The organism is Pseudofrankia coriaricola, from assembly GCF_001854805.1.
Taxonomy (GTDB): domain Bacteria; phylum Actinomycetota; class Actinomycetes; order Frankiales; family Frankiaceae; genus Pseudofrankia.
This window is the reverse complement of the sequence record NZ_MBLO01000005.1, coordinates 43,338-66,702: the sequence shown is the minus strand read 5'-3', so window position 1 is coordinate 66,702 and position 23,365 is coordinate 43,338. Positions and strand designations below refer to the sequence as shown.

Here is a 23,365-nt window from a genome sequence, read left to right as displayed (position 1 = left end):
GCGCGGTCGCGGGTGCCAGCGGCGCGGGCGGTGGGATCAGCGGGTCGAGGCCGCGGTCGGGCTGTCCTTTGCTGCTGGTGCGAGGCGGCGTCGCGAACTCGGAGGCGGCGGCGTTCACGGTGGGCCACCAGCCTGGGTTCGGCTACTCCAGATAGCCGCGAAGCTTCTCCGAACGTGAAGGGTGGCGCAGTTTCGCGAACGCCTTCGATTCGATCTGCCGGATGCGCTCGCGGGTGACCCCGAACTCGTGGCCGACTTCCTCGAGCGTTCGGGGACGACCGTCTGTCAGGCCATACCGGAGCCGGACGACCTGCCGTTCCCGGTCGGACAGAGTACGTAGGACGGCGTCGAGCTGTTCCTGGAACAGTCCGACGGTGGCCGCCTCGAACGGGACGACCGCGTCCGAGTCCTCGATGAGGTCACCGAAATGGGCATCGCTGTCCTCGCCGATCGGCGTGTCCAGCGACACCGGCTCCCGGGAGATCATGAGGATCTCCTGGACCCGCTGCGGCGTCAGGTCCATCTCCGCCGCGATCTCCTCCGGACTCGGCTCCCGGCCGAGGTCGGACACGAGCTGCCGCTGGACACGAACCAGCCGGTTGACTATCTCGACCAGGTGCACCGGGATACGGATAGTACGCGCCTGATCGGCGAGGGCTCGGGAAATCGCCTGCCGGATCCACCAGGTCGCATAGGTGGAGAACTTGAAACCCTTCGCATAGTCGAACTTCTCGACCGCACGGATCAGACCGAGGTTCCCTTCCTGGACAACGTCCAGGAAGGGCATGCCTCGGCTGACGTAACGCTTCGCGACCGACACGACGAGCCGCAAATTGGCCTCGACCAGCCTGCGTTTGGCGATCTTCCCGTCTGCTTCCACGACCTCCAGGTCGCGGCGTTCCCGCGGGGTCGTGGCTCCCGTCGCGGTCGCGAGCTTGTGGGCGGCAAACACCCCGGCCTCGATCCGCTTGGCGAGATCAACCTCCCCTTCGGCGGTCAGCAGGGTGACTTTCCCGATCTCCCTGAGGTAGATCCGCACGGGGTCAGCGACCGGAGCATCGCTTGCCGGTTCCTCGGGCCCGCGGCGACGGCTCGCGGCGGGGGCCGTGTCCGGAGCATCGACGATCTCGGCGGCGGCGGCGGGTAGTCCCGCGGCTGCCTCGGTCGGCTCAGGCGGTAGACAGGCCGCCTGCCCAGTGGTCGTCACGTCGGCGGCTGCGGCGACACCAGTGTCCCGACCCTGGACGAGGAGATCCTTGATCCGCTCCCCCGGGACCTCGCGCGGCTCGATGCCAGTGGCCATGGACGGAACATCACTTCCTCTCCTGAGCACCCACGCTACGTGAGAACAAACGGCAGGAGGGATCCCACGGCCGACGGGTCGCCGCGCCAGCGATGGCGAGCGCCAGCGCGGGGCCGGTCTCCGTGACCAGCGCGGGAACCGGCCTGCCGGGCGGAAGTCCCAGGTCGGTCAGCCAGGCACCCACGCCGTCCACCCGATCCGCGAGGTCCGCGCGACTCCACCGGTCGGCGGGACCGGCAACCGCTTCCTGAGTTCGCGACATGGCTTCGGCGACCAGCGCCGACCAGGTTCGCCCAGGAGGAGACCTTCGGGCCGGTCCTGACGCTGCTCACCTACCGGGACCTCGACGAGACGGTGGCGATCGCCAACGGCACCCAGTTCGGCCTGTCGGGCGCGGTCTCGAGACGCTCCCGCAACACCTGCTCCGCGGCCAGTGCCTCCTCCAGCGCGGCCTGCAGCGCCTCCGAGGCAGCCAGCAGCTCCGCCTGCGACTCCACCACCCGCCGCAGCTCCCGGTTCACCGCCCGCAGCGACTCCGCCTCCGACGACGGCGGCTCAGGCGACAGACCGGACACAACCACGATCATCACCACCAGCCGAACCCGATCAACCACCCAGCCCGGCGTGTCACCCCGACACAGACCCACAGATCAGCAACCTGTCAGCGTGACCCCTGAATGGACACAGATCGGTCAGGTTCAGCTTTGGTTTCCTGATCGGGGACATGTCGTGGAGCCGCGCCGGATGTACTCTCCCATGAGTTTCATCACTAACGGAAGTTGGGCTTATGCCGACTGAGATTCGGGCCGAGCACGTCGGAAGTCTGCTGCGCCCGTCCGAGCTGTTGGCGGCGCACCTCGACCACGAGGCTGGGAGGGTCACGGACGAGCTGCTACGGGAATTTGAGGATAAGGCGGCGTTAGACGCGATCGCGCTCCAGCGGGATGCGGGCCTGGAAATCTTCACCGACGGCGAGGTGCGGCGGGATCTTCTTGGCCTCGGTCGTCGAGACCGCAGGGGGCCTGGTGCCGATCGACACAGCGTCGGCGTTCCGCCCGAAGTGGCACCGTGACCTCGACGGAGCGGAGGTCGAGAGCGATGTGATAACCATGATCGGCGACAAGCTGTACCGCAAGACTCCGCAATCGCTCGTCGAGGCGAAGTTCCCTCGCGAAGCACGCGCCAGGCCAGTTTAAGATCACGATGGCCAGCCCGACTATGGTAGCCAACTTCTGGCGGCCCGGCGTGTCCGACAAGGTCTACCCGTCGCGGGATGATGCCGTCGCCGCGATGGCCGACATCTATCTCGAGGACGTAGCCGCGCTCGTCGACGCGGGGGTGACGTGGATACAGCTCGATTCCCTGGCCTACTGGTCGAATATCGATCCGGAGCTCGCGGAGCTCCGCCGGGTCACCGACCTGGCGGGCAACATGACGCGGACGATCAATACCGACAACTTGCTGATCCGGGCAGCCCGGGAGAAGAATCCCGACGTCACGGTCGCCATGCACTTCTGCCACGGGAACATGCGCAGCGCATGGGCCGCGAAGGGCGGCTACGAGCCGATCGCGGAGCGGGTGTTCGGCGAGGTCGAGGTCGATCGCTTCCTGCTGGAGTACGACACTGACCGGTCCGGGGGTTCGAGCCGTTGCGGTTCGTGCCGGGCAAGACCGTGGTGCTGGGCCTCGTGTCCTCGAAGGACCCGCGGCTGGAGTCCATCGACGATCTGCGCCGGCGGATCGACGAGGCCGTTCAGTACGTGCCACTCGAGCAACTGGCGATCAGCCCGCAGTGCGGCTTCGCCTCCACCAAGAGCGGCAACCTGTTGACCGTCGATGATGAGCGTCTTCGTGGGCCACGCTCAATCGAAACCAAAGTTGCATAGGCAGCCATTATCGATGAGGTAGAAGTACCTGGAAGCCGCGGTCTTCGCGGAAACCGTTCCATCTGCTCCAGTGGAGGTACCGAAATGCGGGTAAGTACGGAGGTCACGTTGGCCGGTGAGGCCAGGCGTGACACAGCCAGGGCATCGGGCGACGCCGCGTCGCGGCCGGCGGCTGACACCGGCGATGCCGGTCTCGCCGCCGCCCCGGCGTCGCGGCGTTCCGGCGTCGTGGCGCCCACGAAGCGTCGCTTGGGTCGAAGCGGCGCTCAGCACGTTCGCCACGGCTTAGACTCGGAGTTCTGATGGACATCGTCGCGCAGCGGCGCCATACGTACGAGGAACTGCTCAAGCTCGATGGCGCGCCATCCATCACTGAGCGGCCGGCTCTGTTCAGCCCGGCGGCCGCGGCCCAGGACGGCGCAAACCTGCGTGGCACCTTCGGCCGTTTCGCGCAGATATTGCTTCCGCTGGAGTACACGAACTGGGTCGAAGAAAGCCAGGCCCACATCGACTCCTGTTACATCGGCGACTGGACTTCACTCAGCAAGGTGAATATCCGGGGGCGGCAGGCCATCGAGTTTCTCAGCTGGATCGGCATGAACGACTTGTCCCGCTTTGAGATCGGGCAGGTCAAGCATCACGTTCAGCTCGACGAGAACGGCCGGGTGGCCTCCGAAGGAGTTCTGTGCCGGCTCGGCCACGAGGAGTTTGTTTACACCGCGGGTAGCGGTGACTGGCTGCTGTGGCAATTCAGCCTCGGCAGCTGGGACGCTGAGGTTTCGGACATCAGCCCGGATCAGTTCATCTTCGGGGTGCAAGGGCCCCGGTCGCTGTTCGCGCTCGAGAAGGTGACCGGAGACAGCCTGCGTGACATCGGATTCAACCGGAGCCGCGGGTCGCGAGTCAATGGGATTCCGGTGCGGGTGCTGCGTACAGGAATCTCGGGTGAGCTTGGATATGAGGTGCACGGGTCCGCGAACGACGCGAACGAGGTCTGGGCGGCCATCGTGGCGGACGGCGCGGAGTTCGATATCCGCCAGCTCGGCTTCCGCGCCCAGCCCGTGCAGCACATCGAAGCCGGCATCGCGACGAACGGTTTGGACTACATGCCGTCGTCGGTCGTCACGCCGGGGGCGCCACGGCAGTTCCGGCGCGGCGCGATCGGTGGCAGCTTCGTTCCCTCGAACGGTTTTAGTGACTATTTCCGTAAGCCGGGCGAGCTCGGCTGGGGTTCCCGGGGAAAGTTGTCAGGTCACGACTTCCTCGGCCGGGAGGCGCTGGTCGCGGATGCCGCGTTCGGGGGCCCGGCACGGGTGTTGACCGGCCTGGTGTGGAACGACACGGACGTGATCAACGTTTTTACGTCGATGTTGGGCGGTGGCGACGTTTCGGAGCAGATGGACATCCCTCGCCGGCTCGGCCCCAGTTTTGACCAGGTCCTTGCGTCCGGGAGCCCGGTCGGCGTGTCCACCGGTCGCGCGCTGAGCATGCACCTGCGCTCAACGATCTCGCTATGTGTCATCGACCGCCAGCAGGCGGCGCCCGGTACGGAGGTGGTCGTCGTCTGGGGTAGGCCGGGAACCCCACAGCGAGAGATCCGGGCGACGGTTGCCGCGCTTCCGTTCAAGCCGGACCACCGTCGGATCGACGTGACCGAGTTGTGACGGACATGGTCAACGTTCATCGGCTGGCCCGCGTCGCTCGGGTCAGTCGAATGAATGCCGCGGCCGGGCGCGGGCTGACCTGTGCTTCTCACGCTGAGTCGCGCACGATCACCCGTCCTGGTGCGGGGGCCAAGCCGGTGGCGTCGAGTCCGAGGGCGGTGCGGGCGGCGAGGCGTCCGTGGGCTTCGGCGTCGATGTGGACGGTCGTGAGCGCGGGGGTGGCCAGGCTGCCGTATTCGGTGTCGTCGAATCCAATGACGGCCAGGTCGCCGGGCGCGCTGAGCCGGAGGTCGTGGAGGGCGGTCAGGATGCGGACAGCGACGTCGTCGTCAAAGGCGGCGACCGCGGTCACGGTGCTGTGAGCGGCGAGAAAGGCCTGAACGGCCTCGGCGCCGGCCGCGCGTGGCCCGGGTACGACGAAGGGCCTCGGCGGGAGAAGCCCCAGCGTCCTGGTGGTTTCGCGGGCGAAGAACAGGCGCATCTCGATCAGCGGGGAGTCGTTGTCCGGCAATGCGAAGGCGAGGCGGGTGTGGCCGCGGTCGGCGAGGTAGCGGATCTGCATGGCGGCGTTCGCGGCGAAGCCGTCCTTCCAGTCGCCTTCGTCGAGCTCATGGCCGGCGAGGTATGCCTCGGCGAGCCGCAGGACGGCGCGGGGAACGATCGCGCTGAGCACCTGCTGGATCGAGTGCGGCGTGGTGTGCCCGTGCCGGACGAGCAGGACATGGTCGTGCGCGGCGAGTTCGTCGTCGAGGCCTCGGATGTAGCTGCGGGAGTAGTTGCCCTCGAGACCGGAGCCGACGTTGAGGACGACGATCCGGGAGGTCCCCTCGCGCAGCGCCCGGGCGATCCCGTGCGGGACGTAGCCGAGGTCGCGCGCGGCTCGTCGTACCCGCTCCTGCGTGGCGGGCGAGATCGTCTGGTTCGGGTCGTCGTTGAGTACGAAGCTCGCGGTGGCACGCGAGACGCCACTCGCCGCGGCCACATCGCTCAGCGTCACCCGTCCTGTGCCACTCACCATCACGCTCCGGATTGGATTCGTCTCGGCGGTCCCGGGACCGGGCACGCCCGCAAGTGTAGGCGGCCGGGTCGGCGCCTGGTCCTTCGTCAATAGTAGCCGCCCGTGATTGGCGGCTCACTCTCGCCACGGTGGGAGTCGTCTGTTAGTCTATTTCGCTAGAACGATTTAGCACATTCGCAACTAGAACGATTTAGTAAGCCCTCTGTCACGCCAGGTGTTCAGCAGCGAGAGGAATGTGTCGTGGCCGGACCTAGTCTTCAGGATGCCCTCGACCGGGCGGGATCGGCGGTGAAGCTGCTGTGGAAGCCAAATGCCGCGCCATGGACCCCGGAGGTAATCGAGCCTGAGTACGCCGGCTGGCGTCGGGAGCAGGCCGCGTGGCACGTAGCCGTATCGATCTCGGACCTCTCCCATCACATGTTCGACACGTTCGTCGAGGGTCCCGACGCCACTCGGCTGCTCGCGGCGGTGAGCGCGAACAACTACGAGTCGTTCGCGGTCGGCCAGGCGAAGCAGTTCATTCCCGTGACGAATGACGGTAACATTGTCACGGACGGTATCCTGATGCGCGAGGCGGACGAGAAGTACACGTTGAGCGGGATACCGGCCGCGCAGAGCTGGGTCAAGTACCACGCGGAGAGGGGCGGGTACGATGTATCGTTCTTCACCGATCCATCGACCGCTTTTCGGAAGGACGGCGACCCGAAGCTCTTTCGTTACCAGATCCAGGGGCCGCTGGCGAGTGATCTCGTCGAGCGCGCGTTCGGGGGGCCGCTGCCCCCAGCCAAGTTCTTCCACTCGATCCCCGTCTCCCTGGACGGGAGGAATCTCCGCGCCCTGCGCCACAACATGTCGGGACAGGCCGGCTACGAGTTCATCGGAGAATGGCGGGACGCGGCGGCGGTGAAGGAGGCACTTATGGGTGCCGGCGAGCCGCTGGGCCTCGTCCACGTCGGCGCGCTTGCCTATGCCACGACGAGCGTTGAAAGCGGCTGGATTCCGTCGCCGGTGCCGGCGATCTACACCGACCCGGACTTGTTCGACTACCGGATGTACCTCAGCCTGTACTCCATCGAAGGACAGCGGCCGCTCAGTGGAAGCTTTTTCTCGGAGGACATCGAGGACTATTACTGCTCGCCTTACGAGTTGGGCTACGGCAAGTCGATCTCGTTCAACCACGATTTCATTGGTCGGGCCGCGCTGGAGAAGGCGAAGGGGAACGTCAAGCGTACGAAGGTCACGCTCGTCTTCGACGTCGAGGACGTACACAAGGTCATCGGGGTGGACCCGGGATTCCAGCTCACCTATGCTCGGCACCGGGTGGAGGCCGGCCCCGTTTTCGCGGGCATAACGTACCAAACGGCCACCATCGACCCGGTGGGAACGATCCTTTCGTTGGCACTGATCAACAAGGAATATGCCAGGCCGGGGACGGAGGTGACCGTCGTGTGGGGCGAGCACCCGGGACCGGGGACGGCTCCCGACGCCGACCTCGGCTTCCCGCGCATTCGCGCCACCGTGCAGCCCACGCCCTTCGACGAGCACGCGCGCACGCAGTACCGGCGGAGCACCTGAGACCGTGTCGCCAGCCGAGGCTGGCGATACGTTTTCCCCAGCCGCCCGTAGTCCGCCACCACGACCGCGCGTGCGGCATCAATGACGAAGAACTCGTGTTGGTGCGCGCCTTCGCCGGCGCACCACGGAAAACGATGCCAATCGAGGTGCACGATGACTTCCGTCCGCGCGGTCCCAGCCGCGGCCCTCCTGTTAGAGGACCCACATCGTCACGGCGACCTCAAGATGCACTTTTACCCGTTCGGCGACCTTAAAACCACGTCGGAGTGGGTCGCCGACTTCCGGAAGGAGAGCTGAAGTGACGCTCACCCAGGAAGTGGAGCCGCCCCGCACGTCGCTCGCGCTCGGGCAGAATTACGCCTCGCTGATCGTGCAGGGACGAGACCAGACCGGCATCGTCGCGGCTGTCGGCGCCGTGCTCAGGTGTCACGGCGCAAATATCGTCTCACTCGACCAGTACTCCGACAATCCACAGGGCGGCGCGTTCTTCCAACGGGCGGTCTTCAGCCACGACAGCCTTAAGGCGGTCCTGCCCGAGGTCAGGAACAGCCTCGAGACGGAGTTGGCGAAGGGATTCGACCTGGAGTTCACACTCCGCGACATGTCAGTGCCGAAACGCGTCGCCATTTTCGCGTCAAAATCTGACCACTGCCTGCTCGACTTGCTGTGGCGACGGCGGCGGGGCCAACTGCCCATCACCGTCGCCATGGTGATCTCGAACCACCCGGACGTGGCCGAGGAGGTCCGCGGCTTCGGGATCCCGTTCTTTTACGTGCCTTCAATGGGTCCGGACAGGTCCGCCGCCGAAGCCGAGCACCTGCGACTGCTGCAAGGCAACGTCGATTTCATCGTGCTGGCGAGGTACATGCGTATTCTCTCGGGTGATTTCATCGCCAAGGTCAACGTGCCGATCATCAACATCCACCACTCGTTCCTGCCGGCTTTCATCGGTGCCGGACCCTATGCCAAGGCGAAGGAGCGCGGCGTCAAACTTATCGGCGCGACAGCCCACTACGTGACCGAAGATCTCGACGAGGGGCCGATCATCGAGCAGGACGTCGTCCGGGTGACCCACGCCGATACCGTCGCTGATCTCCAGCGGCGTGGCGCGGACGTGGAACGAGCCGTGCTCTCCCGCGCGGTGCACTGGCACAGCGAGGACCGCGTGATCCGGAACGGCAACCACACCATCGTCCTCGCCTGACGACGGTGGCGGGGAGCCGGTCGCCACCAACTACTGAGGACATGCACGGAAGGAGTTTACAACGATGACGACAATAATCGACGGCAAAAAGATCGCGCAGCGGATCCGGTCGACGGTGGCCGAGGAGGTCGCCTCCGTCTTCGGCGCCTCCGGAAGCGCTCCAGGCCTTGCGACGATTCTTGTCGGTGACGATCCCGCAAGCGCGGTGTACGTGGCGAACAAGCGACGCGCGATCCGGGAGGCGGGGATGCGCGACCTGCACAGGTCCCTTCCACGGCAGGCGACGCAGGACGAAGTCGCCGCTGTCATCGACGAACTGGCGGCCGATCCTGGAGTCTCGGGCATCCTGCTGCAACTTCCGTTGCCGAAAGGGCTCGACAGCTCAGCGCTCATCAACCGGATTCCCGCCGGTAAGGACGTCGACGGGCTGACCACCGCGAACGCCGGGCTGCTTGCCCGCGGCGAAGACGGCCTGCGCCCATGCACCCCCAGCGGCGTGATCGAACTGCTCGACGCGGAGTCGGTGGCAATCCCGGGCTCCCACGCGGTAGTGGTCGGGCGATCCGAGCTGGTCGGGCTGCCCATGGCGCAGTTGCTCCTGCGGCGTGACGCGACGGTCACAACCGCTCACTCGAAGACGGTGGACCTCGCATCCATCACCAGAACGGCCGACATCATCGTCACCGCCGCCGGGGTGCCCGGGCTCATCGGCGCCGAGCACGTCACGCCCGGGGCCACAGTCATCGACGTCGGCATCCACAAGACACAATCCGGCCTCTCCGGCGACGTCCGGTTCACCGAACTCGACGGCATCGCCGGCCGGATCACTCCGGTACCGGGCGGCGTCGGGCCCATGACGATCGCCATGCTCATGGTCAACACGCTACGAGCGGCCCGGTGGGCGACCGCTCCGCACGAGCGGCGCCACGCCCGCGCATCATCATGAGAGCCGCCGCCCGTTCCCGGCAACACGACGGCACCGCACAACCGGCGGAATCGGCGCCTCTTACCTGCCCGAATCCTCGTCCATGGCTCGCCGGACTGCCGAGGCGGGATCGCTGTCTGGTCATGGGTATCCTTAACGTGACGCCGGACTCGTTCTCCGACGGCGGTGCCTACTTCGACATCGCTGGCGCGATAGACCACGGTCTGGCTCTGGCCGCGGACGGCGCCGACATCGTCGACGTGGGCGGTGAATCCACCAGGCCGGGAGCGCTGCCGGTACCCACGGGCGAGGAGCTGGCGCGGGTGCTGCCGGTAGTCCGCGAACTTGCGTGCGCCGGTGTGCTCGTGAGCATCGACACGATGCATGCCGCCGTCGCCCAGGCCGCCCTGGACGCCGGCGCGCGCATGGTCAATGACGTCAGCGGTGGATTGGCCGACCCCATGATGGCCCCGACCGTCGCCGCGGCCGGCGTGCCGTACGTCGCGATGCACTGGCGGGCTCCGAGCAGGGAGATGAATTACCACGCCGTCTATGAAGACGTCGTCGCGGAGGTGGCGGCGGAGATGCGGCGTCGCGTCGACGAGCTGACCGCCGGTGGGGTCGACCAGGGCCAGATCCTGCTCGACCCCGGGCTCGGCTTCGCCAAACAAGCCGCGCACAACTGGACGCTCATGGCACATCTCGACGAACTGCGGGGCCTCGGCTTCCCGGTACTCGTCGGCGCGTCCAGAAAATCGTTCATCGGCGCTGTGCTCGGTGACGGCGACGCGGGAGCCACGCCACCGGCCGCCCGGGACGCGGCGAGCGCCGCCATCTCGGCGCTCGCCGCCGCCGCCGGAGCCTACTGCGTCCGAGTACACGACGTTCCGGCGAGCTTGGATGCCGTGCGCGTCGCCGCGGCCTGGGATACGTCGCGGGGTCGGGTCACGGGCTGACGGTCGCGTGGGGGATAACGAGAGCGCAGGCCCAGGAGGGGCGCATTCCACGACCGGTCGGCGACAGCGACACGCCGCCGGCCCCGTCAGGGCCACCCAAGGACCAATCGGTCAAATCACAAACGCGCCGGCCAGCCAGGAGCCGTGCCTGATCGCGTTTTGCCTGGTGGGGCGACACCGCCTACGTAGAGCTCCGGCAGACTCACTTTCCCTCGTTCTTGCTGATCTGGCAGGGAATCTCGCTCACGTCGACAGTCTCATTGCGATTCTCGTTCATGTACGGGAACCGCGAGACGGTCGCGCGAATCTCCTTCTGCCGAGCACCAGGGTCTCCCCAGAGGACGGTAACCTCCGCCCCCAGCTTGCTGTGCTCGACGTCGATCGAGCAGAGGGACATCATCTCTCGGTAGTAGTAGCTGTACATCCGCCCCGTGCTGATGCCGACGAGCTTGCCGTCGGCCAGCGTCTGATCCGCGTAGTGAGCGGAGCGCCCCCCCTTCTGGGTGAGGCTGATGGGGTCGTCCATCGGCAGGTAGTGCTCACCCGGCTCGTACTGAGAGCGATAGATGTCCAAGATGTCTTCCGGGTTCCAGATCAGCGTGACCATCGTGCGGCGCGGGCTGGCTACCTCCCGCTCCAGGGCCTTGCGGCCGACGAAGTCGTGGTTAAACCTGATCATCTTTTCCCAGCCGACCTCGACGGGAGTGCGGTAGCGCTTCTCGACGCCCGGGCCAAGGCTTCCCAGCAACCGGGCCGGCGACCGGCGCGGCCCCTTCCCGTCCATCCACTCCATGAACCCCTTGTCCGTGGCCAGCGCGCCGGGGAAGTCGACGAACGACTGCGGGAATCCGTTCTCGGTGTGATTCATCGCATAGCCGATGCGACCGAGCTTCCTGATCCCGTAGGGTTCACCGGCCGTCATGATGGCGTTGTAGACGTCGATGACCCGCTCGGTCTTGCCGTGGACCTCGTAGCCGAGGGTGCCTGCCATTCCCATCCGGAGGATCCGGACATCGTGGCCATCGATCTGGCTCGGCCGATGACGGCCGAAGCGGATGTCATGCAGGCACTCTCCGGTCGCGTTCTCGAGGACCTCGAGCGAGCGCGGGCCGCCCATCTGGAAGATGAACTCGTCGCGAATGTATTCGCCCTTCGCGTCGTAGTCGCCCTTCTCGAGCATGTACTCGGCGTACGGCGCGCGGTAATGCATGACGAAGTCTTCCTCGTCGAGTCTCATCAGGACGCCATGAACCAGGATCAGCCCGTCCTCGCCGCACATGATCCCGTGCTTGAGCGATCCGACGGGGAACGGGTCCATGCCATTGACACAGATGTCGGACCACAGCTTGATCGCGTCAGGTCCCGTGGTCCGGTAGGAAAAGGCCGGGTTCAGACCGGTGTGGAGATAACACGCCTCTTTCCACGACATCGCCTCGACACGCCAGTCGCTGTACTCCAAGGGGACGATGGTACCGATACCGAGATTGATGCGGCTGTAGACGTATAAGTCAACATCGGGGTCGTACGGTGCGTATGGCGTGCGATCAAAACTCTTCATCGCGTCCGTGCCTGAGGACTCCATGACGATGGCTCCTATGCTCAGTTCATGAGATGGTCGGCGGACGGGCGCGCGCGAGATTTCCCCGGTCGCGATCAGTGTCCGGGTCACGTCCAGCGGTGACTCGGGAGTCACTCGTCCAATGGCACCAGGTCGTGACGGTGGCGCTCCTGGAGGTGTGGCAGGTTTCCCGCGCGTAACCACCGGGCGAAGTGGTCGGACGCCGTGTGCGCGGAAGGCGGCCTCGTCGAGGTACTCCTCCTAGATCGCGAGCACTGTCGGGTCGGCCGGCGGCCGGCAGACGTTGTAGGCCCGATTGCCCGGCTCCTGGCGGCGGGGCTCGACCATCTGGCGCAGCGATTCGGCGACGCGCCTCTCGGTGCCCGGAGCCGCTCGGTAGTGCGCGACCACGACGAATGTCATCGATGTCCTCCGCCCGGAACCACGGTGCTGAATCGGGTCCATCCTTGCTCATCGGACCTGCCCGCGACGGGCGGAAATGACACCGAGCCCGTACACCTTAGCTTGCGATTTTTCGCGGGTCGCCAACTCCGTTGGCCTCCTACGATCGGACTGGTCTCCGGTCGGGCCGGTCCGCCCGGCAGGTCGAGGATTCGAGAGGACGGTCGGTAGCCGATGCCACCAAAGGCGGTGCCACGACTGGTCGTCGGGGAGTTGCGGACGCCGACACAGCTGTGCGTGTACAACGTCGCGGCGGTACCCGCCCTAGTTACATCACCTTGCGCCCGGGCGACGTGCTGTGGATGGGTACGGACGCGGTCGTCGACATGAAGCCCGGCACGACCCTGAGCGTGACGGTCACCGGCATCGGAACGCTGAGCAACCCAGTGGAACAGGAAGAGCCGCCCCCGGCGGCCGAGGAGCAACCGGCCGAGGAGCAACGATGAGCAACCGCCCCGCCTACATCCATCACGTCAATTTCCCGACTACCAACCCGGACCGCACGAGGGAGTGGTATTCGAAGGTCTTCGGCCTGAAGGCGGTCACCCCAAAAAGCAACACCAAGGTCCTGCTGATGACGCGGGGCAACTTCGACCTGCATTTCACGCCGATCGAAGAAATGGACCGCATGTCGCCCTATCACTTCGCTGTCGAGGTCGAGGACTGGGACGGCTTCCTCACGCACCTGAACGAGCTCGGCGTCCGGCACACCCGAACCATCGAGCGGCCCGAGAACAACTCCAAGTTCTGCTATATCCACGACCCCGACCACACCATGATCGAGCTCGTCTACCACGGCAACCGGTCCAGCGCGGGCGCTCCGGCCGGCGCCGGCCGGAGCGCCGCCGTCCCGGCCGGCCGAGGGGCGTGACCGATGTCCTACGCAACCTCGGCGGACGGCGCGCGGATTTATTACGAGACGCACGGCACCGGCCCCGCCGTCCTGTTCGTGCACGGCTCAGGCGGCCACCACGCCGCCTGGTGGCAGCAGGTGCCGCACCTGCGGGACCGCTTCACCGTCCTGACGCTTGACCTGCGCGGGTTCGGCCGCTCCGACTCGACAATGGACACCTTCGACAGCCGGATCTTTCCCGACGACATCCTCGCTGTCCTCACGGCGGCCGAGATCGACCGCGCGGTGCTGGTCGGCCAGTCGATCGGGGCCGCGGCCGCGCTGAAGGCCGCCCTGCGGCGGCCGGGGCGGGCGGCTGGGGTCATTCTGGCCCATTCCCTGGGCGGCATCGACCATCCCGACCTGGCGGCGCGGGTGCGCGCGGACCGGTCCACGGCGGAGAAGATCCCGGTGCTCGACCGGCTGCTCACGCCACGCTTCCGCGCCGACGAGAAGGCCAAGACGTTTCTGTTCCAGCAGATGGGCACGTTCAACACCGCGAAGATGGCGGACCTGCGCAACCTCAACACCGACGGCCCGACGGTGGACGACGTGGTCGGTTCTCGTATCCCCATCTGTTTCCTCGCCGGCGAGAACGACGCCGTCCTGCGCCCGGACACCGTCCGCGCCGCCGCGGCCCTGGTGACGGGCTCGACCCTGGACCTCGTCGCGAAGGCGCCGCACTCCATGTACTGGGAGGCCCCCATTTTGTTCAACGCCGCGCTGGACCGCTTTTTGACCCGGGTGTATTGCGACGAGTTGGCGGCCGCGGGAGCGTCGGCATGACTCTCGCGTTCAGCGACGCCAGAACGCTCGTCGACGGCGCCCACGCCTTCACGCCCGGCAAGGCGTTGAGTATCGCGGTCGTCGACTACGACGACTTCATCGTCCCGACCGAGCGTATGGACGGAGCCGGCCGATGACGCCGAGCATCGCCCTGTCGAAGGCGTACTCGGCCGCCGTCATGCAGCGGCCCAGCGCGCTGCCGGAGAACTGGAGCCAGTCCGACCCGGACCTCTTCACGCAGGTCGGACGGATGGGCCAGCACCCCATCGTCGCCACGAAGGGCGGCTTCACCCTCAAGCGCGCCGGAACCATCCTCGGTGGCGTCGGCATCTCCGGCGGCAGCCCGGACGAAGACCAGCAGATCTGTGAGGCCATCGTGGCGGCGGCCGGTTTCTCCACCGACTCCCCCGCCTGGGCCGGCGCCGTCAAGGAGACGAGCAACCATGGCTGACGACTTCAAATACCACATCGACCATCACGCGAGCCTCGTGCCGCCGCCCGAGCTGCTCGCCGCCCGGGCGGCGACGGCCGGCGGGGCCGCCGACGTTGACGCCTTACGCGCGGCCGAAGACGCTGCCGTCATCGACGTGCTGCGGATGCAGCGGCGTCTGGGTCTGTCGGCGCTCAGCGACGGCGAACTCCGCCGCGGCAACCACCTGTCGGTGATCTACGACGGGATCGGTGGATTCGGCGTGGCCGGGCCCGGGGGAGCACTCGCGCGGCTGGTGGGTGTTCAGAACGCGCCGGAGGTGCGCGCCCTGCTTGACCGCCCGGTCGAACGGGGCCGGCTCACCAAGCACGAGATCGACTTCGTCCTGTCCGCAACCGACCGTCCGGCCATGCTCGCCCTGCCCTCACCCGGGTACCTCGCCGAGTTGACGGCGACCAGCGGCGATGTGGCGGTCGCCGGGGGCGAGTTCGCCCGCATCCTGCGCGACGAGATCGCGGCGCTCGCCGGCGACGGGGTGCGTTACGTCCAGCTGCGCAATCCCGCCTACGCCTTCCTGCTCACCGAGCCGGGAAGGGCGCGCGCGGCCAGCCTCGGCATCGACCTCGCGTCCGCGATGAGCCGGATGCTCGAGGCCGACGCACAGGTACTCGCCGGACTGCAGGCCCCCCCGGAGTTCCGCGTCGGATTGGACATCACCACCGCCGGCGCCGCCGACGGCGCGCACGACCCGGCGACGGTCGCGTCGTTCCTCGACCGCCAGCCGTTCGGTCGGCTGTGCGTTGAGTACCCCGCCGCGCCCGCCGAGCGGTTCCCGTTGGGGCAGCTGCCCGCCGGCCTGGTGGTGGCCCTGGGGATCGTCGACATCGGCGCGGAGGCGCTCGAGCCGGTGGAGGAACTCGTCGGACGGATCGACGAAGCGGCCGCTGTCATGGACGTCGACGACATCGCGATCTCGACGAACGGTGGCTTCCACGCGCTGGCGAACCCGCCCACGGTCGCGGCGGCCCGCGCCAAGCTGCAGCGGGTCGAGATCGTCGCGCGGTACATCTGGGGCAACGAGCTGTAGCGGGGGGACCCGCTCGGGTCTGTCTTCCGCGCTCCGACGACCGGGCATCGCGAGCGAGCTCGGGCCAGCGTGGGGTGGAGCTCGCGGGCGAACACCGGCGAGAGATGATCGAAATGATGTTCGGTCCATTCGTCGGTGACCGGGCCAGGGCGCCGGCAAAGTTGCTGGCTACGGACTACTCAGGCTGGGAGTCGACTTGAGCCCGCACCCCCGACTGCCCTCGCTTCCTGCCAGATCACCCGGGAGGGTCCCCGGCTAGCTCACCTGGGGCGGAGCGGACCGATCGGTGGCCGGTTCGTTGCTTCCAGGCTCAGTTCAGCGCAGCGGGCGGGCTGGCTGAGAAAGGGGGAATGAGAGGTGTCAATCCACAAGGGATCGACACCTAGCCTAGCAATCGTCTCTCGGACCGCGGTTTCAGGCCCGCCTGCGTGGTCCAGCCGGCAGAGGATGAGGCTGCGCGGTAGCTCGGCTTCCCAAAAACGCGGGATAGAGATAGGTTCCGCGAAGACCGACAGTGGCTGCGGTGTCAGCATGCTGTAGGCCCATTGGGCGACCTGCGGCGAGCAGTCGTGAAAGAAGAAGTCGATGGCTGCCTCGGCGGAGCGGAACTGTAAACGACCGTCTTCGGTGAGCTCGATAATGGCGCTGGCGCCCAACAGGCTGCCAGCTCCCGAGGCCTGCATGGGCTTTCCTTCCACGGGCAGCCCAGCGGCGAGGTACACGACATGGCGGACCAGGTCGACCGTCGCATCAGCTGCCAGGCTGGTGACAAAGCCACCCATCGAGTGGCCGACCAGCACGTCACCGGATTCGATCACTTCAACGACCGCGTCCCGGTAACCGGCGAGAGTGGCATCCTCGTCGACTCGCTTGCCATGGCCGGGAAGATCGACAGCTAGCGCGGCGTGACCTCGCTTCCCGAGTTCTGGCACGAGCCGCTCCCAGCACCATGCACCGTGGAATCCCCCATGAACAAGTACGAAGCGCAACTGTCGTCCTTCCTGTTCGTGTCGTCCTTCCTGTTCGGGTGAGCCGTCGGTGGCGGTGGGGCGACGACGAATATGGTGCGAGTGGTCACGTCGGTCACGTTCCCGCCGTCGCCAGCCACGCCGCAGACGGCTCCTCGATCCGGTACAACCGTGTGGCGTTCTCCCAGAGGATCTTCCGCCGTACCCCGGCCTCGACATGCCCGAGCCCGGAGGAGATGGTCTCCTGGATGTTCCCGAACAGGCAGGTGGTGTGCGGGAAGTCGGTCTCGAACAGGACGTTGTCGACCGGCAGCAGGTCGAGGAAGTGCTTGGGCGCCACCGACTCGAACCAGTAGGTGACGTAGACGCTCTGGCGGAACAGCTCCGAGGGCAGGACGTCGCCCGGTTGGCGCTCCCGGCCAGGCCGGAACGCCCCGAGCCAGCTGTAGTCGGTGGCCTCGAGCATGAACGGCAGCCAGCCGATGCCGCTCTCCACCGACACGAACTTCAGCTCCGGGTAGCGGGACAGCACACCCGAGGTGATCAGGTCCGAGCACTGGACGCCGTTCTTCATGAACAGGCTCACCGCGCAGTACGCCTGAGCCCCTTCCACCCCGTGCTGGGCATAGCGCTCCGGGGTCGACAGCTCCAACGTGTCCCCGGCGCTGCCGATGTGGAAATGGATCGGCAGGTCGGCCGCCCGGGCGACCTCCCACAGCGGGTTCCAGTGCGGCGACCCGAGCACCGGTAGCCCGTAGCGCTGCGGCTCACCCGTGAACAGGATTCCCCGTGCCCCGAGCGGGACGCACCGCTCGATCTCCCGCACGGTCGCCTCGATGTCCCAGAACGGCGTGGCCACCACCGGCAGCAACCGGCGCAGGTCGGCCGAGGACCACTCGAGGAGGAAGTCGTTGTACGCCGTCACGCACAGCAGCTTCAGCACGTCGTCCTTCAGCTTCAGGAAGTTCTCGCTGCCGAAGCCACCGACGTTCGGGTAGAGCACCTGCGCCCAGATACCCGCGCCGTCCATGTACCGCAGCCGGGCGTCGGCCTGGTACGCCCCGGGATGGCAGTCCTCGTAGGTCTGCGGGTACTCGGGCGGGAACGTCGGCCAGCCAGCCGGAGCCGTCGCCCCCACCGGCGCCAACCGCTCGCCGTTGAGCACCCACGTGTCCGCCGTGCCCTGCCGCACCACGTGCGGCACGTCCTGCCGGTACTTCGCCGGAACCCGAGCGGTCCACACGTCCGGCGGCTCCGTGATATGGCTGTCCGAATCGATAATCAGCTCCGGTGCTGCCGTCATCCTTGACCTCCCAGTTTCAACGACGGTGCCCTTCCCGGCTCATCATCGACGGCCGAACCGTGGCCGTCTTTTCGCATTCGGTCAAGTCCTTGCCCATAGCGGCCAAAGTCCGGGACGGCGCGTCGGTGGTGTCCAATGGGTACGTGGGACGCCGGGTCCCGGGCTCGGGCAGCACACCGGCGGGGCCTGCGACAGGTATTCCGTTCGCGATTTTCGATCGCTCCCGTGATCTGTGGGGGCAATGGATGCGAATTGGCCTCGCGACCGGCTCAGACAAGGACCGGCTGTACCAGGAACGGGGCGTCGGGTTTATTGCCGATGCCCCGGCGGCCGAGCAGGCGGGTTCACCTCGATGTGGATGCCGCAGACCCGGGGTCACTTCGACGCGCTCACCGTGGTTCCTGCGCAGTCCGCCATGCGGTCGAGCCATCGACGTCGACCACGGCGGTTTGGTGCCCCCGGCCGGCGAGGTGCCGGCAGATGGAGACCCACCCCCGACCCACCGGCCAACGGGAGGCTGTCCATAGCTCAGTTCCTAGGCTCGTTGACGACGTGGACGGACTGGCTGGCCGGCAATGCCTGGCCGGGTCGTACGCCGTTCTTGCGGACGGCGACGTCGCCGGTTGCGCGCGCCCGGCAGGCAAGCCGAAGCCGGGTGAGATCACGACGATGCGCGCCCGGAAGCTGGTGTTCGAGGGCGTCCTGTTCCTCGTCGTCGGCGGGCGTCAGGTGCTCGGCGCCACGAAGTACCTCGACGTGGCACACCGTGCACCTCGCCTGGCCGTAACACACGGTGGGCCAGTGGTACCCGAGGCGCCACGCGCCCTCGATGATCGTCTCTCCGGGCTCGAGCTCGAGGTCGGCACCGATGGGGTCGACGTGCACCACCGGCCCCCGGCGCCGCCCGCCCTGCTGTTCGGTCACGTCACCGCCCGGTCCCCGGAGGCGACGAGCGCGGCGTGTTTCATGCCAATGTAGGAGAACACGAAGCTGTTGCCGATGCTGGCGCCTGCGCCGAGGTAGGTGCGGCCCATGACCGACGCGGTGCAGTTCCCGGCGGCGTAGAGGCCGGGGATCGGGTCGTGGTTGGTGTCGAGCACCCGGGCGTGCTCGTCGCACAGGAGGCCGCCGCTGGTGCCGACGTCACCCGGGTAGAGCTCTACCGCGTAGAACGGCGGTTTCTCGACGGGTCCCAGCGACGCGTTGGGCTTGTTGGCGTAGTCGCCTTGGTACCGTTCGTGGGCGCCTTCGCCTCGGTGGAAGTCGGGGTCGGTGCCCTGCTTCGCGAACGTGTTGAACCGTGCAATGGTGGCTACCAGCCCGGTGGGGTCGATGCCGCACAGCTGGGCGATTTCCTCCAGTGTGTCGGCCTTCTTCATGTAGCCGCTGGTGAGCCATTCCTCGGGGGTGTCGGGGCGGAAGGCGAACAGGTAGCGGCTGCGGTGGCGGGAGTCCATGATGAGCCAGCTGGGGATGGCATCGCCGTCGACGTTGTGCGCGTACATCTGCCGGCCGGCCTCCATGTACGAGACCGCCTCGTTGAAGTACCGGCGGCCGGCGCGGTCTACAATGATCGAACCCGGCTTGCACCGCTCGCCGTTATGCATGCTCGGACGGCCGTTCGGTTGGACTGAGGCCGGGATCCACAAGGCCTCGTCCATGAAGTCGACGGCGGCGCCAGCCCCCATGGCGGCTTCGATCGCCTCGCCGGTGTCTCCCGGATTGGCGATCGTCCATGCTCCGTCGTTCGGCTGTTTCGAGTACCGCTTGCGCATCTCGGCGTTGCGGCCGAAGCCGCCCGAGCTCAGCAGCACGGCGCGGCGGGCGCGGATACGGACGGACTGTCCGTCCCGGTCGGCGACGACGCCGGCCACCCGGCCGTCCTCCACGATCAGGTCGACCAGCCCGGTGTTTGTCCAGACCGACGCCCCGGCGGCGAGTGCGACCTTCAGGGTCTGGGCCACCAGTGCCCCGCCGTTGGCCAGCCGGGTCTGGCGCCGCAGCCGGCCGACGGCCGTCCGCACCCCGACGCGCACGGCCGTACGCATGGCTTTCGGTCGCCGCTTGACCATTTGCAGCCCGGACGCCTCACGCGTCATGACGACGATCCCGAGCGCGATCGTCATCCCCGGCATCAGCTTGTCGAACCACGGTCCGAGCTGTTTACCATCGGTCACCGCGGGTTCGATCGAGCGCCCGCGGGCCTTGCCGCCATGGACGTCCGCCACGTCGGCGTAGTAGTCGCTGTAGCCCTCGCACCGTTCGAACCGCATGCCCAGGTCCTGGAGAAAGCGGACCATGGTGTCGCCTTCGGTGACGTAGGCGACCCGGCGTTCCTTCGACGACGCCGGGCCGACGTCCCCGACCACGGAGTCGAAGTACGCCAACGCGTCCTCGAGGGAGTCGGGAACCCCTTCGGCCTGCATGAGCGGGTTGTTCGGAAGCCACAGGACGCCCCCCGACATCGCCGTCGAGCCGCCGAGCATTGGCTGCTTCTCGATGAGAAGCGTCTCCAACCCGCTGGCCGCCGCGGTCGCGGCGCCGCACAGGCCGCCGCCCGATCCCACGACGACGACGTCGGTGACGTGGTCGTAGCTGGCGTCGTCGTAGCTGGCGTCCGAATTCGACACGGTGCCCCCTCCATGGAGTGGATGGTTTCGCCTGCGGTGGCTCTTTTGGGGTGGCTCAGCCAGCGAGGTACCGGTCGAGTTCGGTGTGCATGTTGCTGATGAGCTGTTCCCACTCCGTGGCGAGGCGGTGTTCGCGGTAGCTACGCGAATGGAGGCCGCGTTGCTGGCCCGCGATGTTGCTGAAGTCCTGGCGCGGGATCTGGCCCCAGTTCTCGGCGTCGTCGGAGGCGAAGCGACCCTTCAGTTCCGCGCGGCCAGGCTCGTCGCCCTCGGGGTACATGGTGAGCGACCACACCTCGAAGCGGCACCACTCGGGGTCGTCGTTGTAGGGGCGGACCCGGTAGGACAGCGCGTTGCCGAACTGGGGAATCATGATGAAGTTCGGGAACATGAACACCTCGCCGCCCCACAGCCGCATGCCTTCCGGCGTGGGGCGCAGCGGGATGCCGGCGCCTTCGGCGTAGTCGAACAACGCCCTGATCGCCGCGGTCGGGAAGTCCTCGCCGGGTGGGACCCGGTTCTTCATTCCCCGGAAGACGTGCAGGTCCCGTTCGAGGGTCATCGCGTCCTGGCCTTCCCACAGGATCCGCGACCGCTCCAGGAACGCCTCGCTGCCCCGGCCCTGGGAGACGCCGCCCGCGGTCGGGTCGAACCGGCCCCGGAAACGGCCATGGCCGTTCTCGAACGCGGTGTACTCGACGTTCCCGACCGGGTAGTCGTCACCCAGCCCGAAGGTCAGCTGTGGGTGGGTTCCCATCACGTGGTAGCCCTCGTGGAACGCTTCCTGGGCAATCTTCCAGTTCGCGTTGAGGACGGTTTCCTTCCACCACCACACCCGCATGTTCTCGACGCAGACGTCGTCCAGCAGCCCCGCTGCCGGGGCCAGCGCCTCCCGCAACGGGCGGGCGTCCGGGTCCATGTTGACCCAGACGCAGGCGCCCCAGGTGTCGACCTTGCACTCCTGCAGCCGGATGTCGTCGGGGCGCAGGCTCTCCGACGCGAACCCCTCGGCACCGTACACGAACGAGTTGCTGCCGTCGAGGTTCCAGCGCCAGCCGTGGAAAGGACAGACAATCTGCCCGCCGAGCCGTCCGGAGCCCTTGCACAGCTGGGTGGCCCGATGACGGCAGGTGTTGTGGAACGCCTTGACCGACCGGTCAGGCTGGCGCACCAACAAAATCGACTGGTCGCAGATCTCGTACTCGACGAAGTCCCCAGGCCGCGGGATCTCCTCCAGACGGCACGCCATCTGCCAGACGCGCGGCCACAGGTACTCCCTTTCGAGCTCGTAGAACCCTCGGTCGTAGTAACGCTCGCGAGGTACATGTAAAAGGTCGCGCATCGCGAACGGGACATGACCGGCGGCGACGGGCCGGCGGTCGTCAGTGAGAGCCATGAACGTCAACCTCCTTCCGTGCGGGGATTTCCCGTGCGGGGTTTTCGGGCCGGGGTCAGCCCGCCGGGCGGATCTCCCCGATTTCGGCACCGATCTCATAGACCGTCTCGAGGGTGCCGGTCCAGTGCACCGTGCCGGACGCGCCGGCTTCGACCTCGGTCTCGGCCTTGTCGGTGGCTATAATGAACAGCGGTTCGCCCTGCTGGACGTGCGCTCCTTCGGCCACGAGCAGGTCGATGAGCTCCGCCTCCGAGATCGCGACCGACACCCGTGGAATACGAATGGTGAATTCAGCCATGTGCACCCGTCTTAGCCGATTCCAACCCGAGCGTCCGCCGAACGGCCGCGACAATGCGCTGGGCGCTCGGGTACACCTGTGACTCCAGCGCCGGCGGCGCCGGATTCGGCACGAACCGGGCACCCACCCGCTCCACCGGTGCCGAAAGCCGGCCGAACAGCTCCCGCTGCAGAATCGCGGCGATCTCCGCCCCCGGCCCGGCGAACTGCACCGCGTCGTGCACGACGACTGCCCGCGTCGTGCGGCCCACGGACTCGACCATCGCCGCCACGTCGAGCGGGACCAGGGTGCGCAGGTCGAGCACCTCGGCGCTGACGCCGTCGGCCTCGAGCTGGGTCGCCGCGCCGAGCGCCTCCACCACCCCCCGGCCGTAGCTGATCAACGTGACGTCGCTACCCGGTCGCTTCACGTCCGCCTCGCCGAGCGGGATCGAGAAGCCAGGGTCGACCGGCACCATCCCGCGCTGGGGCCCTAGCCGGATCGTCTCCACGAAGATGCACGGGTCGTCGTCGAAGATCGCCGATGTAAGCAGTCCTTTGCCGTCTCGCGGCGTCGAGGGCACGATCACCTTGAGGCCCGGGACGTGCATGAACCACGCTTCCAGCGACTGTGAGTGCGTCGCCCCGGTCCCTATCCCGCCGTAGACCTGGGTCCGGACGGTAATGGGTGCGCTCGTCCGCCCCCCTGTCATGAACCGCAGCTTCGCCGCGTTGTTGATGATCTGGTCGGCGGCGATGCCGATAAAATCCATGATCATGATTTCGGCGACCGGTCGGAACCCCTCCATCGCGGCGCCAATCGCCGCACCCACGATCGCCGACTCGGAGATCGGCGTGTCGAGCACCCGCTCAGTGCCGTACTTGGTCGACAGCCCCTTGGTCGGCCCGCTGGCGCCGGGATCGGCGATGTCCTCCCCCAGCAGGAAGACGCGTTCGTCGTGCGCCAGCGCCTGGTCCAACGCCAGGTTCAACGCCTCGCGCATCGTCATCCGTCGCTCGTCCACGTCCACCTCTATGCGGGTCCG

At 67.1% G+C, this 23,365-nt stretch carries 24 protein-coding genes and 1 pseudogene; 14 read left to right on the top strand and 11 right to left on the bottom strand.

All coding sequences use genetic code 11. The features are described 5' to 3' along the window. Positions 1-142: 142 nt before the first annotated feature. Positions 143-1,303: an RNA polymerase sigma factor RpoD gene (gene rpoD, locus BCD48_RS01350; RefSeq protein ID WP_071046367.1), complete on the bottom strand. Its 1,161-nt coding sequence runs from the start codon at positions 1,301-1,303 to the stop codon at positions 143-145. 318 nt (positions 1,304-1,621) lie between these two features. Between rpoD and BCD48_RS56325 the strand changes: the two genes are divergently transcribed. From BCD48_RS56325 to BCD48_RS01330, 4 genes are all read left to right on the top strand, one after another. Next, positions 1,622-2,101 carry an aldehyde dehydrogenase family protein gene (locus tag BCD48_RS56325; protein ID WP_083418015.1) on the top strand — a complete coding sequence of 160 codons (480 nt, stop codon included), beginning with the start codon at positions 1,622-1,624 and terminating at the stop codon, positions 2,099-2,101. Next, a complete protein-coding gene (locus BCD48_RS50445; RefSeq protein WP_131803698.1) occupies positions 2,091-2,375 on the top strand; it encodes a hypothetical protein in 285 nt (94 codons plus the stop codon). The genes BCD48_RS56325 and BCD48_RS50445 overlap by 11 nt, the downstream gene beginning before the upstream one ends. 586 nt (positions 2,376-2,961) lie before the next feature. Next, entirely contained in the window at positions 2,962-3,189 is a 228-nt protein-coding gene (locus BCD48_RS48455; RefSeq protein WP_241841434.1) for a hypothetical protein, read from the top strand. Positions 3,190-3,491: 302 nt separating this feature from the next. Beyond that, the gene (locus tag BCD48_RS01330) at positions 3,492-4,853 is read left to right on the top strand and encodes a glycine cleavage protein T (RefSeq protein ID WP_071046363.1); all 1,362 of its coding nucleotides are present in this window, start codon (positions 3,492-3,494) and stop codon (positions 4,851-4,853) included. 88 nt (positions 4,854-4,941) lie between these two features. On the opposite strand, the gene BCD48_RS01325 is transcribed toward BCD48_RS01330, so the two are convergent. Then, the gene (locus tag BCD48_RS01325) at positions 4,942-5,871 is read right to left on the bottom strand and encodes a LacI family DNA-binding transcriptional regulator (protein WP_071046390.1); all 930 of its coding nucleotides are present in this window, start codon (positions 5,869-5,871) and stop codon (positions 4,942-4,944) included. A 288-nt stretch (positions 5,872-6,159) separates the two neighbouring features. Between BCD48_RS01325 and BCD48_RS01320 the strand changes: the two genes are divergently transcribed. The 4 genes from BCD48_RS01320 to folP all read left to right on the top strand — a co-directional run bounded on the left by BCD48_RS01320 (position 6,160) and on the right by folP (position 10,531). Continuing rightward, the gene (locus BCD48_RS01320; protein WP_241841431.1) at positions 6,160-7,446 is read left to right on the top strand and encodes an aminomethyl transferase family protein; all 1,287 of its coding nucleotides are present in this window, start codon (positions 6,160-6,162) and stop codon (positions 7,444-7,446) included. A 298-nt stretch (positions 7,447-7,744) separates the two neighbouring features. After that, positions 7,745-8,650 carry a formyltetrahydrofolate deformylase gene (purU, locus tag BCD48_RS01315; protein ID WP_071046361.1) on the top strand — a complete coding sequence of 302 codons (906 nt, stop codon included), beginning with the start codon at positions 7,745-7,747 and terminating at the stop codon, positions 8,648-8,650. Between the two features lie 64 nt (positions 8,651-8,714). Further along, positions 8,715-9,596, top strand: coding sequence for a bifunctional methylenetetrahydrofolate dehydrogenase/methenyltetrahydrofolate cyclohydrolase FolD (folD, locus tag BCD48_RS01310; RefSeq protein ID WP_071046360.1), 882 nt, complete (start codon positions 8,715-8,717; stop codon positions 9,594-9,596). 122 nt (positions 9,597-9,718) lie between these two features. Then, positions 9,719-10,531 (top strand): dihydropteroate synthase, encoded by an 813-nt coding sequence (gene folP / locus BCD48_RS01305; protein WP_071046359.1) that lies wholly within the window; start codon positions 9,719-9,721, stop codon positions 10,529-10,531. Between the two features lie 202 nt (positions 10,532-10,733). On the opposite strand, the gene BCD48_RS01300 is transcribed toward folP, so the two are convergent. Together BCD48_RS01300 and BCD48_RS53035 are read right to left on the bottom strand one after the other, a co-directional pair. Continuing rightward, positions 10,734-12,113, bottom strand: coding sequence for an aminomethyltransferase family protein (locus BCD48_RS01300; protein ID WP_071046389.1), 1,380 nt, complete (start codon positions 12,111-12,113; stop codon positions 10,734-10,736). Between the two features lie 237 nt (positions 12,114-12,350). Then, entirely contained in the window at positions 12,351-12,512 is a 162-nt protein-coding gene (locus tag BCD48_RS53035) for a putative quinol monooxygenase (protein WP_241841430.1), read from the bottom strand. Positions 12,513-12,823: 311 nt separating this feature from the next. Here BCD48_RS53035 and BCD48_RS45200 point away from each other — a divergent pair. The 6 genes and pseudogenes from BCD48_RS45200 to BCD48_RS01275 form a co-directional block, all read left to right on the top strand. Further along, positions 12,824-12,997, top strand: a pseudogene (locus BCD48_RS45200) (fumarylacetoacetate hydrolase family protein); the annotation flags it as partial. Then, the gene (locus tag BCD48_RS01290; protein WP_071046358.1) at positions 12,994-13,422 is read left to right on the top strand and encodes a VOC family protein; all 429 of its coding nucleotides are present in this window, start codon (positions 12,994-12,996) and stop codon (positions 13,420-13,422) included. The pseudogene BCD48_RS45200 and the gene BCD48_RS01290, both read left to right, overlap by 4 nt. Before the next feature lie 3 nt (positions 13,423-13,425). Continuing rightward, a complete protein-coding gene (locus BCD48_RS01285) occupies positions 13,426-14,229 on the top strand; it encodes an alpha/beta fold hydrolase (RefSeq protein WP_071046357.1) in 804 nt (267 codons plus the stop codon). After that, a complete protein-coding gene (locus tag BCD48_RS53030; protein ID WP_241841429.1) occupies positions 14,226-14,366 on the top strand; it encodes a hypothetical protein in 141 nt (46 codons plus the stop codon). Before BCD48_RS01285 ends, BCD48_RS53030 begins: the two co-directional genes overlap by 4 nt. Next, the gene (locus BCD48_RS01280) at positions 14,363-14,680 is read left to right on the top strand and encodes a GlcG/HbpS family heme-binding protein (RefSeq protein ID WP_241841428.1); all 318 of its coding nucleotides are present in this window, start codon (positions 14,363-14,365) and stop codon (positions 14,678-14,680) included. Before BCD48_RS53030 ends, BCD48_RS01280 begins: the two co-directional genes overlap by 4 nt. Beyond that, positions 14,673-15,746, top strand: a complete 1,074-nt coding sequence (locus tag BCD48_RS01275; protein WP_071046356.1) for a uroporphyrinogen decarboxylase/cobalamine-independent methonine synthase family protein — start codon at positions 14,673-14,675, stop codon at positions 15,744-15,746. The genes BCD48_RS01280 and BCD48_RS01275 overlap by 8 nt, the downstream gene beginning before the upstream one ends. Before the next feature lie 260 nt (positions 15,747-16,006). On the opposite strand, the gene BCD48_RS01270 is transcribed toward BCD48_RS01275, so the two are convergent. The 7 genes from BCD48_RS01270 to BCD48_RS01240 all read right to left on the bottom strand — a co-directional run bounded on the left by BCD48_RS01270 (position 16,007) and on the right by BCD48_RS01240 (position 23,329). After that, positions 16,007-16,933 (bottom strand): alpha/beta fold hydrolase, encoded by a 927-nt coding sequence (locus BCD48_RS01270; protein ID WP_274536479.1) that lies wholly within the window; start codon positions 16,931-16,933, stop codon positions 16,007-16,009. Further along, positions 16,830-18,017 carry an amidohydrolase family protein gene (locus BCD48_RS01265; RefSeq protein WP_071046354.1) on the bottom strand — a complete coding sequence of 396 codons (1,188 nt, stop codon included), beginning with the start codon at positions 18,015-18,017 and terminating at the stop codon, positions 16,830-16,832. Before BCD48_RS01265 ends, BCD48_RS01270 begins: the two co-directional genes overlap by 104 nt. 528 nt (positions 18,018-18,545) lie before the next feature. Then, on the bottom strand, positions 18,546-18,941 hold the full coding sequence (locus BCD48_RS01260; protein WP_083418013.1) for a 2Fe-2S iron-sulfur cluster-binding protein: 396 nt from the start codon (positions 18,939-18,941) through the stop codon (positions 18,546-18,548). Beyond that, positions 18,938-20,647, bottom strand: a complete 1,710-nt coding sequence (locus tag BCD48_RS01255; RefSeq protein ID WP_083418012.1) for an FAD-binding protein — start codon at positions 20,645-20,647, stop codon at positions 18,938-18,940. The genes BCD48_RS01260 and BCD48_RS01255 overlap by 4 nt, the downstream gene beginning before the upstream one ends. A 55-nt stretch (positions 20,648-20,702) precedes the next feature. Then, the gene (locus BCD48_RS01250) at positions 20,703-22,043 is read right to left on the bottom strand and encodes an aromatic ring-hydroxylating oxygenase subunit alpha (RefSeq protein ID WP_071046353.1); all 1,341 of its coding nucleotides are present in this window, start codon (positions 22,041-22,043) and stop codon (positions 20,703-20,705) included. A 55-nt stretch (positions 22,044-22,098) separates the two neighbouring features. After that, the gene (locus tag BCD48_RS01245; protein WP_071046352.1) at positions 22,099-22,341 is read right to left on the bottom strand and encodes a lipoyl domain-containing protein; all 243 of its coding nucleotides are present in this window, start codon (positions 22,339-22,341) and stop codon (positions 22,099-22,101) included. Then, complete coding sequence (locus BCD48_RS01240) at positions 22,334-23,329, bottom strand: alpha-ketoacid dehydrogenase subunit beta (protein ID WP_083418011.1); 996 nt, start codon at positions 23,327-23,329, stop codon at positions 22,334-22,336. Before BCD48_RS01240 ends, BCD48_RS01245 begins: the two co-directional genes overlap by 8 nt. Positions 23,330-23,365 lie beyond the last annotated feature (36 nt).

Excerpts from the sequence above, each read along its gene's own strand:
- BCD48_RS01290 (WP_071046358.1), top strand. The coding sequence starts at position 12,994 with ATGAGCAACCGCCCCGCCTACATCCATCACGTCAATTTCCCGACTACC.
- BCD48_RS53030 (WP_241841429.1), top strand. The coding sequence starts at position 14,226 with ATGACTCTCGCGTTCAGCGACGCCAGAACGCTCGTCGACGGCGCCCAC.
- folP (WP_071046359.1), top strand. The coding sequence starts at position 9,719 with ATGGGTATCCTTAACGTGACGCCGGACTCGTTCTCCGACGGCGGTGCC.
- BCD48_RS01245 (WP_071046352.1), bottom strand. The coding sequence starts at position 22,341 with ATGGCTGAATTCACCATTCGTATTCCACGGGTGTCGGTCGCGATCTCG.
- BCD48_RS01300 (WP_071046389.1), bottom strand. The coding sequence starts at position 12,113 with ATGGAGTCCTCAGGCACGGACGCGATGAAGAGTTTTGATCGCACGCCA.
- BCD48_RS01240 (WP_083418011.1), bottom strand. The coding sequence starts at position 23,329 with ATGACGATGCGCGAGGCGTTGAACCTGGCGTTGGACCAGGCGCTGGCG.
- BCD48_RS01325 (WP_071046390.1), bottom strand. The coding sequence starts at position 5,871 with ATGGTGAGTGGCACAGGACGGGTGACGCTGAGCGATGTGGCCGCGGCG.
- rpoD (WP_071046367.1), bottom strand. The coding sequence starts at position 1,303 with ATGGCCACTGGCATCGAGCCGCGCGAGGTCCCGGGGGAGCGGATCAAG.
- folD (WP_071046360.1), top strand. The coding sequence starts at position 8,715 with ATGACGACAATAATCGACGGCAAAAAGATCGCGCAGCGGATCCGGTCG.
- BCD48_RS01280 (WP_241841428.1), top strand. The coding sequence starts at position 14,363 with ATGACGCCGAGCATCGCCCTGTCGAAGGCGTACTCGGCCGCCGTCATG.
- BCD48_RS01285 (WP_071046357.1), top strand. The coding sequence starts at position 13,426 with ATGTCCTACGCAACCTCGGCGGACGGCGCGCGGATTTATTACGAGACG.
- BCD48_RS01265 (WP_071046354.1), bottom strand. The coding sequence starts at position 18,017 with ATGACGGCAGCACCGGAGCTGATTATCGATTCGGACAGCCATATCACG.
- BCD48_RS01250 (WP_071046353.1), bottom strand. The coding sequence starts at position 22,043 with ATGGCTCTCACTGACGACCGCCGGCCCGTCGCCGCCGGTCATGTCCCG.
- BCD48_RS53035 (WP_241841430.1), bottom strand. The coding sequence starts at position 12,512 with ATGACATTCGTCGTGGTCGCGCACTACCGAGCGGCTCCGGGCACCGAG.
- BCD48_RS01330 (WP_071046363.1), top strand. The coding sequence starts at position 3,492 with ATGGACATCGTCGCGCAGCGGCGCCATACGTACGAGGAACTGCTCAAG.
- BCD48_RS01270 (WP_274536479.1), bottom strand. The coding sequence starts at position 16,933 with ATGTCGAGGCCGGGGTACGGCGGAAGATCCTCTGGGAGAACGCCACAC.
- BCD48_RS01275 (WP_071046356.1), top strand. The coding sequence starts at position 14,673 with ATGGCTGACGACTTCAAATACCACATCGACCATCACGCGAGCCTCGTG.
- BCD48_RS50445 (WP_131803698.1), top strand. The coding sequence starts at position 2,091 with ATGCCGACTGAGATTCGGGCCGAGCACGTCGGAAGTCTGCTGCGCCCG.